Here is an 11806-nt window from a genome sequence, read left to right as displayed (position 1 = left end):
ATGGTCGCTCTTAAACGCTTCCGGGCCACCGGCCCATCCTTCGCGGATCTCGTCCCCTATGCCGGCCTGGTCGACAACGGCGTCCTCTTATTGAAAGACGGGAGCCTGATGGCCGGCTGGTATTTTGCCGGGCCGGATTCCGAAAGCGCCACCGACCTCGAACGCAACGAATTGTCACGGCAGATCAACGCGATCCTGTCGCGGCTCGGAAGCGGCTGGATGATCCAGGTCGAGGCGGTCCGCATCCCGACGTTCGATTATCCCTCTGAAGACCGCTGCCACTTTCCCGATCCCGTTACGCGCGCGATCGACGCGGAACGGCGGGCGCATTTTGCGCGTGAGCGAGGGCATTTCGAGAGCAAGCACGCGCTGATCCTTACCCATCGGCCCTTGGAGTCGAAGAAAACCGCGCTCAGCAAATACATCTATTCGGACGAGGAGAGCCGGAAGAAGACCTACGCCGACACGGTGCTGTTCATCTTCAGGAACGCTATCCGCGAGATCGAACAATATTTGGCGAACACCCTTTCGATCCGGCGGATGGAGACGCGCGAGGTTGTGGAGAGGGGAGGGGAGCGGGTCACTCGTTATGACGAACTGCTGCAGTTCGTCCGCTTCTGCATTACCGGCGAGAACCATCCGATCCGGCTGCCCGACGCTCCCATGTATCTCGATTGGATCGCGACCGCGGAACTCGAGCACGGGCTGACGCCGAAGGTCGAAAACCGATTCCTCGGTGTCGTGGCGATTGACGGGCTGCCGGCGGAGAGCTGGCCGGGGATTCTCAACAGCCTCGACCTGATGCCGCTTACCTACCGCTGGTCCTCGCGCTTCATCTTCCTCGACGCGGAAGCGGCGCGTCAAAAGCTGGAGCGAACGCGCAAGAAGTGGCAGCAGAAGGTCCGGCCGTTCTTCGACCAGCTCTTTCAGACGCAAAGCCGGTCGGTCGATCAGGACGCCATGACGATGGTCGCCGAAACCGAGGATGCGATCGCTCAGGCATCATCGCAGCTTGTCACCTACGGCTATTACACGCCCGTGATCGTTCTCTTCGACGGCGATCGGGAAGCATTGCAGGAAAAGGCCGAGGCGATCCGCCGGCTGATCCAGGCCGAGGGTTTCGGCGCGAGGATCGAAACACTCAACGCCACCGACGCCTATCTCGGCAGCTTACCGGGCAACTGGTATTGCAATATCCGCGAACCGCTGATCAACACCAGCAATCTCGCGGACCTGGTCCCGCTCAATTCGGTCTGGTCGGGAAACCCGATCGCCCCATGCCCTTTCTATCCTGCCAATTCTCCGCCGCTGATCCAGGTGGCGAGTGGCTCGACGGCGTTCCGCCTCAACCTCCATGTTGATGACGTCGGCCACACGCTGATCTTCGGTCCGACGGGCTCGGGCAAATCGACACTGCTCGCCCTGATCGCGGCACAGTTCCGGCGGTATGGCCAGGCCCAGATCTTCGCCTTCGACAAGGGAAGCTCGTTGCTGCCGCTGACGCTTGCGGCGCGCGGCGATCATTATGAGATCGGCGGCGATGCGCGGGAAGCTGGAGCCGCGCTCGCGTTTTGCCCGTTGTCCGATCTCGAAAACGACGCCGATCGGGCTTGGGCGACGGAATGGATCGAGATGCTGGTCGCGCTGCAGGGCGTCACCATTACGCCCGATCATCGCAACGCCATCTCCCGTCAGGTCGGCCTGATGGCGAGCGCGCCCGGCCGATCGCTTTCCGATTTCGTGAGCGGCGTGCAGATGCGCGAGATCAAGGACGCGCTGCATCACTACACGGTCGACGGACCAATGGGTCAGCTTCTCGACGCCGAGCAGGATGGCCTCACCCTTGGCGCTTTCCAGACCTTCGAAATCGAGCATCTCATGAACATGGGCGAGCGGAACCTCGTCCCAGTGCTGACCTATCTGTTTCGGCGCGTCGAAAAGCGGCTCGATGGATCCCCTAGTCTGATCTTGCTCGACGAGGCGTGGCTGATGCTCGGCCATCCGGTTTTCCGCAGCAAGATCCGGGAGTGGCTAAAGGTGCTGCGCAAGGCGAATTGCGCTGTCGTGCTTGCGACCCAGTCGATCTCGGATGCCGAGCGGTCCGGAATCATCGACGTCTTGAAAGAGTCCTGCCCGACCAAGATTTGCCTCCCGAACGGCGCGGCTCGAGAGCTGGGGACACGGGAATTCTACGAGCGGATCGGTTTCAACGAACGCCAGATCGAGATCGTCTCAACCGCGACCCCGAAGCGCGAATATTACGTTGCCACGCCGGAAGGCCGGCGTCTTTTCGACATGTCGCTTGGTCCCGTTGCACTGAGCTTCGTCGGCGCGTCGGGCAAGGAAGACTTGAAGCGCATCCGCGCGCTGAAATCCGAGCATGGCCGTGACTGGCCGATCCATTGGCTTCAAACGAGAGGAGTTCACGATGCCGCAACGCTGCTCAAAGCTTAGTTGGGGCGCTGGCCTCACGGCTACCGCAATGACCATCGCTGCACTCGCACCTGCACACGCCGGCACGGCGACTGGGGCGGCAACCGAGTGGACCCAGGTGCTCAACAACGGCGAACTGGTGTCCCTTGTCGGCCAGTCTGGAGAGCAAATCCAGAACCAGCTTACCCAGATCGGCCAGCTTGCCCAGCAGATCGAAACGCAGCTGAGCATCTACCAGAACCTGCTCCAGAACACCGCGGCCCTCCCATCTCACATGTGGGGACAGGTCGAGAGCGATCTCAACCAGCTCCGCAGCATCGTCGACCAGGGGCACAGCATCGCTTTTTCGCTGGGCAATGCCGACGATGTGCTCCAGCAGCGCTTCCAGAGCTACTCCGATCTCAGGACCAACCTTCCGAGCAATCAGACATTTTCGACCACCTATCAGTCCTGGTCCGACACGAACCGCGACACCATCGCCAGCACGCTGAAGGCCGCCAGTCTGACTGCGGAACAATTCGACAGCGAAGAATCCACCATGTCGTCGCTCCGAAGCATGTCGGAGACCGCGGACGGCCAGATGAAGGCCCTGCAGGTCGGACACCAGATCGCCACTCAGCAGGTTGCGCAGATGCAGAAGCTTCGCGGTCTCGTCTCGCAGCAGATGACGATGATGGGAACCTGGCTGCAGACCGAGCAGACCGATAAGGATCTCGCTCAGGCACGGCGGGAAAAGTTCTTCGGTGCGACGGCGCCATCCACCTCCGGCGGCGAAAAGATGAAGGTGGAATGGTGAGAACGAAACTGATCCTGGCCGCAAGCGCGGCGTTTCTTGCGATCGGCTGTGTCGGCGTCTGGCTTATCATCTCGGAGAAGCTGGCCGCACAGGAACGCCGTGCGAAGTTCTTCGGCTCGTCGAAAGAATACCCCACGTCGGGCGGCCAGAAGATGAAAGTCGAATGGTGAGCCAATGAACGCGAAACTCCTCAGTGCTCTTCGCGTCGCCATGCTATTTGCTGTTTTCACTGCATGGGACGCGCACTCCGCATTAGCCCAAGAGGGTTCGGTACTGACGTCCCTTCAAAGCCAGATCACGACTGCTGCGAAAGGGTGGGAAACCACGGTCATGGACGCAGCGAAATCATTGTTCTGGATTCTCGCGACCATCGAGGTCGGCATCGCAGCAGTCTGGCTTGCACTACAGGCTGCGTCACTCGACAGCTGGTTTGCCGAACTCGTCCGACGGATCATGTTCGTCGGCTTCTTCGCTTTCGTGTTGGCGCAAGGGCCGACTTTCGCCAAGGCCGTCGTCGACAGTCTCTTCCAGATTGGCGCCGGAGGCGGCACCGCCTCGCCAGCGGATGTTTTTAACGCCGGGCTCGCCGTTGCAACCAAGATGTCTGAAAAGATCCAGTTCGGCCTTTTTGAGGACAACGCGCTCGCGATCTCGGCGGCCTTCGCCATGGTGGTCGTGGTCATTTCATTTTCGCTGGTCGCGGCCATCTTCGTGTCGGTCATGGTTGAGATGTATCTCGGGCTGCTCGCGGGCATGATCATGCTCGGCCTTGGAGGATCTTCGTACACCAAGGACTTCGCCATCCGATATCTGGTTTATGCCTTCTCGGTCGGCATGAAGCTCATGGCGTTGGTCATGATCTCCCGCATCGGATCGGAAGTCCTGATCGGATTGGCGAACGAGCCGCAAGTCGGTGACCAGTTCCAGACCGCTCTCGCGATCGCGGGCATCGCTGTGGTCGTATTCATCATCGCGATCTATGTGCCGAACATTATTCAGGGCGTTGTCCAAGGCGCATCGGTAACCGGGGGCATGGAAACGATCCGTCACGGCGGACAGGCAGCATCTTTCGGCGCGGGCGCAGGGTTCCTCGCAGCAGGCGGAGTATCAGCCGGCTTTGCGGCCGGTCAGTCCGCCCGAGCGGCGGGTTCGTCACTCGCCGGTGCGGCGCTTCGGGGCTTCGGCGCGGGGATCGGATCGGCCAGTAGCGCTGTTGGATCAGCTGCCAAGGAAAAGGCGATCGGCTCTCCCGGCGCCTATGCCGGATCGATCCTCGGGCTCGCCAATGCCAAGCTCGATGAGAGCCGCGGCGGTCACAGCGGGCACCAGCCACCTCCCGAACGCAAAGACTAACAGCAATTAGAAAGTGATGGACGATGGCAGCGAACCGCGCCCCCGAGAACCCCTATCTTGCCGCGCGGCAGGAATGGTCGGAACGATACGGATCCTATGTGCAGGCCGCCGCCGCGTGGCGGATCGTGGGCATTCTTGGCCTGACCATGGCTGTGATCGGCTTTGGTTATGCGATGTATCTGAGCACCCAGGTCAAGCTCGTGCCGTACATCGTCGAGGTCGACAAGCTCGGAACCGCAGTAACCGCCGGCTTCCCCGAACAGATCGAGTATGCCGATGTGCGGGTGGTACGCTCGACGCTCGGCAATTTCGTGACGAGCTTCCGATCGATCACGCCGGATGCGGTCGTGCAGAAACAGTATATCGACCGAACCTACGCCCTTCTTCGCACCTCCGATCCCTCGACAGAAAAGATCAACACCTGGTTTCGGACCAATTCACCCTTTGAGAAAGCGAAAACCGCAACCGTCGCCATCGAGGTCAACAACATCGTGGCGCTGTCGAACCAGACCTACCAGATCGACTGGACCGAATACGAGCGAGATCGCAAGGGCAAGGAAACCGGCACTCGCCGGTTCCGCGGCATCGCGACGGTCGCACTAACCGCGCCGCAGGACGAGGCGACGATCCGCCTCAATCCGATCGGTCTCTATGTCCGGGATTTCGACTGGACGGCACAGCTTTAAGGGCAGGGGATTTTTCAATGCACAAAACAGGATTGATCGCAGCCGCCGGCTGCATGGCCGGACTCGTCTTTGCGATCGGCGCTCACGCGCAAAGCATGACGACCAACGAGGCAAAAGGCACCAAACTCTCAAGTAAGTGGCGGGGCACGCCGGGCCTCGTCACCACGGGACCGGACGGAAAGGTGATCTTCCTGTTTGGCGAAACGCAGCCGTCCGTCGTCTGCTCGCCGCTGCAGGTCTGCGATATCGAGCTGCAAGGCGGTGAGATCGTTCGCGACGTCCTCGTCGGCGACACCGTGCGATGGAAGGTCGAACCGGCGACATCAGGCGCGTCCGGCGGGCAGGCGATCCATCTGATTGTCAAGCCATCGGAACCCGGCCTCGTCACCTCAATGGTGGTGACGACATCGCGGCGGACCTATCATATCCAGCTCAAGTCTCATCCCAGCCAGTATATGGCGCGCGTCGGTTTCGAGTATCCAGAGGACGCGTCGACCAAGCTGGCCGACATCAATGCCCGCCTTGAAACTGGCGGCATCCCGGGTGCTGCGCCCGATAAGTTGAACTTCTCCTATTCAATCAGTGGCAGTGCGCCGTGGAAGCCGAAGCGGGTCTATTCCGACGGCACGAAAACCTACATCCAGTTTTCCAGGGCGATCGCCAGCCAAGATGCACCCGTGCTCTTCGTGGTCTCCGGCGGTCAAAACCGCATCGTCAACTACAGAATGAAGAACGACATGATGATCGTCGACTATGCGGTCGACAAGGCGATCCTCGTTTCCGGTGTCGGCTGGCGGCAGCAGAAGATCACCATCCGGAGGGGAGGTTGAACGATGCGGAAGCTTCTCCCCTTCATTCTCGCCACGGCAGTTCTTTCCGGGTGCCAGACAGCTGACGACGGATTGAACACAAGCTCTACCCCGGTACCGGTCACCGGACCTGCTGCGAGCGCCATTGCCGGCGATATGGCAAGTCGCCTCGCCGAACAGATCGGTCCCGCCAGCACGACAACCATCAAGATGGAGAAGGACAAGTCAGAATTCGCGACCGCGCTCGAGGCGGCGTTGAAGGGCTGGGGCTACGCGGTCATCACCGACGGGAAAGTCGGCAAAGACGTCAAGCCGGTCGAGCTCGCCTATTGGACCGATGGCGTCGACGGTCAGGTGCTCGCGCGACTTTCGACGCCGTCGATTGCTCTTGGCCGGGCCTACACGGCGACGCCCGCTGGCGCCACGCCGGCAAGCCCGCTTTCGATCATGCAACTGAACTGATGGGAGGAGATACATGGTCCAGTCGCTGCAGCTCGGCGCGTCGAGCCAGGCCGACGATCAAAAGGGCATGCGTCGCCTCAATCGCCTGCCAATCATCGTCGCCATCATCGTCATCGTTCTTTTCATCGGCGTCGTCGTGATCGGCCTGTCATGGCGCGGGCTCTACTTCAACCGCAGCAATGATATCGATAGCGCGTCAAATACGCCCGCCACCAGTTTCGGCGACCAACTCAAACGAGGTGTGACCGACGGAATTATCGGCGAACCAGTCGAACGCGAGACGTTCCAGCCGACGCCCGTGACCGAGCAGAAGGTCGAGAAGCAGGAGCCGGTCGTCGAGCGCCGCGCGGCAGAGCGGGAGGTACGACGGCCCAGGCTCGAGTCGGAAGAAGAGTGGAAGGCCCGACTGAAGCGCGAGCAGGACGAGCAGTATATCCGAGAGGCCCAGCGCCAGCGAATGGCGCGCCTCCAGGCCCACGCGACGGCGCTCGATTCACCGCTGAAAGTTGACGTCTCGGATGTCGAGAAGACGCCCACTGCTGTGGATTCCGGCCGACAGAATGCGACGGTGACGACAAACAACGCCACGGACCTCTACGCGGCCGCCATGAAATCCGGGCTCATGGGACAGAATGTCGATCAGAACGGCCAGACCTCGAAGGAGGACTTCTTCAACCAGGATATCAAGGAATTAGGCTATCTGCCGAACAAGGTCGTGCCGCAGATATCACCCTATGAACTGAAGCGCGGCTCGGTCATCCCGGCGACACTGATCACCGGCCTCAACTCCGACCTGCCTGGACGCATTACCGCACAGGTCAGCCAGAACGTCTACGACAGCGCGACGGGATACCGGCTGCTCATTCCGCAAGGCGCCAAGCTGTTCGGTCGATACGACTCGAAGGTGTCGTTCGGCCAGGAGCGGGTCCTGGTCGTCTGGACCGACCTCATTTTTCCAAACGGATCGACGCTGCAGATCGGTGGCATGGCGGGTACTGATGCCGAAGGCTATGGCGGCTTCGCTGACAAGGTCGACCGCCATCTCTGGCGGACCTTCGGATCGGCTGCGTTGATCGCGCTGATTGGAACCGGAATCGACATGTCGATGCCCGAGGGCTCGACGCTGGCGACACAGGATACTGCCTCGGACGCCGCACGCCGAAACTTCGCTGAATCGTTCGGCCGGGTGGCTGAGCACACCATATCGAAGAATCTGAGCGTCCAGCCAACAATCCGCATTCGACCCGGCTATAAGTTCAATGTCCTCGCCGACCAGGACATCATCCTTCCATCCGCCTATCGTGGGAATTAGCGGTGCGGGGACCAGAAACCTGTACCCCCGTATCTGCCGCTGGTTGACGCGCGGTGTGGCGCTACAATCACTGCAGCGCAAAACCTTTCCTCAGTTTGTCGTATTTCTAGGCTGACGGAGCTTGAAAGCGGCATCTCCGCTGGTACTAACGTACACGGTCCGAGGGAATGCTTCGCATGCGGTATGAACCCGAGGTTGCCGGTCAAAAGTGATTGTGTGCGTAAAATCGCAGCCATGACCCGATTGCCCAGACGAGCTGAAGGCCCGCGTGGCCTATCGTTTCGCCAAAGGACGAACTCGCCGGGTCAAGAAGATAGGAGAGATGTCCGTGGACGGAAATCTTCGCTCGCTCATAGATATGCTGGAAGCCGCTCAGGATGGGCATATGATCAAGAGTGCTCTTAGAAGCTTCGCGCATTCCTGCGGGTATGACCGGTTCGCCTACCTGCAAAAAGACGGCACCCAAGTTAGGACATTCAATTCCTATCCCGGACCATGGGAAAGCATCTACCTCGGTAGCGACTATTTCAACATCGATCCCGTGCTGGCGGAAGCAAAGCGTCGGCGGGACGTTTTTTTCTGGACCGCCGACGCTTGGCCTGCCCGGGGATCATCTACCCTTCGGCGGTTTCGTGACGAGGCGATCGGCCATGGGATTCGCTGCGGCGTCACGATTCCCGCGGAGGGAAGCTACGGATCCGCGATGATGCTGACCTTCGCATCGCCGGAAGGGAAAGTGGACATTTCGGGCGTGCTGGATCCCAAAACGGCAGTTCAACTGCTGATGACGGTGCATTACCAGTTGAAGATCATTGCGGCGAAAACGGTGCTTAATCCCAAGCAGATGCTGTCGCCGCGCGAGATGCTTTGCCTGGTGTGGGCGTCGAGGGGAAAGACTGCGTCCGTTACCGCCAACCTCACCGGAATCAATGCCAGAACCGTGCAGCACTATCTCGATAAAGCACGTGCAAAGCTTGACGCGGAATCAGTGCCGCAACTCGTTGCCATTGCCAAGGATCGCGGCCTGGTCTGAGTTCTAGTTGTCATCGTCGAAAGGCACGTCGGGCACGAAGCCGAGTGCATCGAGGATGTGCAACAGCTCCTCTTGCTGGGCCCCGGACGTCTTCTGGCGTGCAACGTACTCATCCTGGAGCGTCTGGAGGACATTGCTGGAGATCGATGGATCTTCGCTTGCGCGCAACCACTCCTCGTAAACGGCTTGATCGGCCTCGAGCAGCTGCCGATGTTCGTTAATCGCGGAAACAGCCAACGCCTCAAGCTCCGATTTTTGCATCGACCTGTAGCGACATCCCCTGAGAGCTTTTTCGTCTGCCTCGGATGAGCCGGCGTTGTTCATCCTTACCTCCTCTATCTTCATATTGCCGCCGCCAAGAACCGAGGCTTAGTTTGCATCGTACACGCTTTCAATTGGATACGAAATTTCGGTGGGTTGAGAGGGGGAGTTGAAATCTTGCGGTCATTCAGCGCCCGCACGAAGAGAAGCCTTTGCCGTTGCGGCATCACCTTGATTCTACAAGCAGAACAGATTTGTAGAGAATACTCCGTGGTGAAATACTCTGCAAGTCGTTGCTCTCTCGATCATGGAGATTCGAGAGGTGTTTGCACGAAATCTGAAAGCCGCGCGTCGGGCTAAAGGCCTGTCGCAAGAAGAACTTGCGCACCGCGCAGGTATCGATCGTACCTACATCAGTTCTCTGGAACGCAGCGTATACAATGCGAGCATCGACGTGGTGGAGCGCTTGGCGACAGTTTTAGAAACAGAAGCGTCTGATTTGCTGAAACGACGGCCGGAGAAGAAGTGAAGCCGCCGTGCGGGGCTTATGAGACCAGGGCCACGACTGCTTTCATGTCAATTAATCGGGCTGGATCAGCGATCCATCCATCGATAGGACGCGTGCTTGGTTTCAATTGGGCATCGCGTAGATTTCAAATCGTCGCATGTTGACTTTCAATCAGCCAACGCCATAGTTTCAGATAGTCATAAGGAGCAAAACTATGGCGATATATCCAAGGCTCGCCGAGCAACGGATTCACGACGCCATGTCGGATACGCGCGTCGTATTGATCGTCGGCCCCCGACAATCCGGCAAAACGACGCTGGCCAAGAAGATGGCCAGTCCAGAAATGGAATATTACACACTCGATAACGCGACGACCCTGGAAGCAGCTCAACGGGATCCCGTTGGGTTCGTCAGAGGTATGAACCGGGCAATCATCGATGAGATTCAGCGCGCTCCCGAGCTGCTGCTGGCAATCAAGGAAAGCGTGGATACCGATCAACGCCCGGGACGTTTCCTCCTGACGGGCTCAGCCAATCTTATGACTCTGCCACGTGTAGCGGACTCGCTCGCAGGACGCATGGAGGTCGTTCGATTGCTACCGCTCGCTCAAAGCGAAATCAGGGCGGCGGGCGGCAGCTTCTTGCTCGACGCCTTTCGAAACGATGCCAAAGCTGGAGATTCCCTCGTCGGCGACGACTTGATGGCTACAGTTCTGGCAGGTGGATACCCCGAAGCACTGGGCCGTAAAACCTCATCCCGCAGACAGGACTGGTATGCGGATTATATCCAGGCGATCGTTCAACGCGATGTTCGCGATGTGGCGCAAATCGAGCAGATCGCACAAATGCCGCGGTTGCTGCGCATTCTTGCGGAGCATTCAGGTCAACTCGTGAACTATTCCGGAATTGGCAGCGCCATCGGGATGAATCATATCACAACGCAAAAATATGTTGGCATATTCGAGAGCTTGTTCCTCGCTCGGACCGTGCAGCCATGGTTTTCTAACACGCTGAAACGCCTGACCAAGACGCCCAAAATACATTTTCTCGATTCCGGTCTTCTTGCATCCCTTCGGGATCTTTCTCTCGACCGACTACGGGCGGAAAGAGGGCAATTTGGGCCATTGCTGGAGACTTTCGTCTTTGCCGAGATCCTCAAGCTCGCGAGCGGCGGGGAAGAACGCTTCGAGTTCTCGCATTTTCGCGACAAGGAGCAAAACGAAGTCGATCTCGTTATCGAAGACAAAAGAGGGCGGATTGTTGGCATAGAGGTAAAGGCGGCAGCAACCGTCTCGAGTGCGGACTTTTCTGGATTGCGAATATTGGCAGAGGCATCCGGAGAGAAATTTGTTTCAGGCCTGGTCATGTATGACCATGAAAAGGTAATCCCATTCGGTGAACGCCTATACGCCGTTCCTATTTCCGCATTGTGGCGTTAGAGCTTCAAAATCAACTTTCCGCAAACGTGGATGGTTGTGCGATCCCTAAAATGTTCCTGGTTATGGAGACATCGCGTCACTGCACCTACTTACCCCCAATCCTCGAAAGATCGATCCGCATCTCGGCCGAGCCAACACTACTGTTTTCTTGAGGGTTTTCGGGGCTCGTGTCGTCGCTCGAATTATCGCCGCTAGTGTCGCTTTGCCGGGGGTGTTCTCTGCTGGGCGTTGCCGCTTCATCTCCCGGATCCTGCGCCTGAAACACGCTCACGCCCTCGAATTCTCCAGTCTTCCAAGCATAGACCGCATCCTCGAATATCTGAGGGAAGACATCTTCGCTCTTGGGGTTACCGTACCATTTGGCAACGATCCTCAAGACCTTGGCGAACATCGAGGTTCCCTTGCGGAGGTTTTCGCAGCCATCGACAAGGTCGGGCCGAACGTCTGCGGCGTCCTTCACACCCAGGCCAGCCGGAAGCTGAGTCAGACCGACGCGAACCACCGCCTTTCCCGCATGTTCTCGTACAATCGTCATTGCTTCGTCGGCCGACTTCGCCTTCGGCACCAGGATCAACCGGCCGCCCGACTTGACGGTCACGGCGAGCGGGTCCGTCGAACCGGCAGCCGCGACGAACTGCTCGACGATCGCGGGCTTGAGAGAAGGATCGGCGCATTCTTTGATCAGGGCAGCGTCCAGCACGACGCCTCCTTGGGA

Annotated in this window: 13 protein-coding genes; 11 read left to right on the top strand and 2 right to left on the bottom strand. The window is 59.0% G+C overall.

The features are described from left to right. From QM996_RS31265 to QM996_RS31225, 9 genes are all read left to right on the top strand, one after another. Positions 1–2454, top strand: coding sequence for a conjugal transfer protein TrbE (locus QM996_RS31265; protein ID WP_334141933.1), 2454 nt, complete (start codon positions 1–3; stop codon positions 2452–2454). After that, positions 2429–3229, top strand: a complete 801-nt coding sequence (trbJ, locus tag QM996_RS31260) for a P-type conjugative transfer protein TrbJ (protein WP_334141931.1) — start codon at positions 2429–2431, stop codon at positions 3227–3229. Before QM996_RS31265 ends, trbJ begins: the two co-directional genes overlap by 26 nt. Next, entirely contained in the window at positions 3223–3399 is a 177-nt protein-coding gene (trbK, locus tag QM996_RS31255) for an entry exclusion protein TrbK (RefSeq protein WP_334141929.1), read from the top strand. Before trbJ ends, trbK begins: the two co-directional genes overlap by 7 nt. Positions 3400–3439: 40 nt before the next feature. Continuing rightward, positions 3440–4582 (top strand): P-type conjugative transfer protein TrbL, encoded by a 1143-nt coding sequence (trbL, locus tag QM996_RS31250; protein WP_334142260.1) that lies wholly within the window; start codon positions 3440–3442, stop codon positions 4580–4582. A 23-nt stretch (positions 4583–4605) separates the two neighbouring features. After that, complete coding sequence (locus QM996_RS31245) at positions 4606–5268, top strand: conjugal transfer protein TrbF (RefSeq protein ID WP_334141928.1); 663 nt, start codon at positions 4606–4608, stop codon at positions 5266–5268. A gap of 17 nt (positions 5269–5285) precedes the next feature. After that, on the top strand, positions 5286–6098 hold the full coding sequence (gene trbG / locus QM996_RS31240; protein ID WP_334141926.1) for a P-type conjugative transfer protein TrbG: 813 nt from the start codon (positions 5286–5288) through the stop codon (positions 6096–6098). A gap of 3 nt (positions 6099–6101) precedes the next feature. After that, complete coding sequence (gene trbH / locus QM996_RS31235) at positions 6102–6539, top strand: conjugal transfer protein TrbH (RefSeq protein WP_334141924.1); 438 nt, start codon at positions 6102–6104, stop codon at positions 6537–6539. A gap of 13 nt (positions 6540–6552) precedes the next feature. Beyond that, positions 6553–7851 (top strand): IncP-type conjugal transfer protein TrbI, encoded by a 1299-nt coding sequence (gene trbI / locus QM996_RS31230; RefSeq protein WP_334141923.1) that lies wholly within the window; start codon positions 6553–6555, stop codon positions 7849–7851. A gap of 328 nt (positions 7852–8179) precedes the next feature. Further along, positions 8180–8884: an autoinducer binding domain-containing protein gene (locus tag QM996_RS31225; protein WP_500270569.1), complete on the top strand. Its 705-nt coding sequence runs from the start codon at positions 8180–8182 to the stop codon at positions 8882–8884. A gap of 3 nt (positions 8885–8887) precedes the next feature. On the opposite strand, the gene QM996_RS31220 is transcribed toward QM996_RS31225, so the two are convergent. After that, positions 8888–9208 carry a transcriptional repressor TraM gene (locus QM996_RS31220; RefSeq protein WP_334142258.1) on the bottom strand — a complete coding sequence of 107 codons (321 nt, stop codon included), beginning with the start codon at positions 9206–9208 and terminating at the stop codon, positions 8888–8890. Positions 9209–9452: 244 nt separating this feature from the next. Between QM996_RS31220 and QM996_RS31215 the strand changes: the two genes are divergently transcribed. Continuing rightward, positions 9453–9674: a helix-turn-helix domain-containing protein gene (locus QM996_RS31215; protein WP_334141919.1), complete on the top strand. Its 222-nt coding sequence runs from the start codon at positions 9453–9455 to the stop codon at positions 9672–9674. Positions 9675–9867: 193 nt separating this feature from the next. Then, positions 9868–11091, top strand: coding sequence for an ATP-binding protein (locus QM996_RS31210; protein WP_334141917.1), 1224 nt, complete (start codon positions 9868–9870; stop codon positions 11089–11091). An 85-nt stretch (positions 11092–11176) separates the two neighbouring features. On the opposite strand, the gene QM996_RS31205 is transcribed toward QM996_RS31210, so the two are convergent. Next, a complete protein-coding gene (locus QM996_RS31205; protein ID WP_334141915.1) occupies positions 11177–11791 on the bottom strand; it encodes a TraH family protein in 615 nt (204 codons plus the stop codon). Between the last annotated feature and the right edge of the window lie 15 nt (positions 11792–11806).

The organism is Sinorhizobium chiapasense (assembly GCF_045277575.1).
Taxonomy (GTDB): Bacteria; Pseudomonadota; Alphaproteobacteria; order Rhizobiales; family Rhizobiaceae; genus Ensifer; species Ensifer chiapasense_A.
The sequence above is the reverse complement of the archived record's forward strand: the minus strand, read 5'-3'. Positions and strand labels throughout refer to the sequence as shown.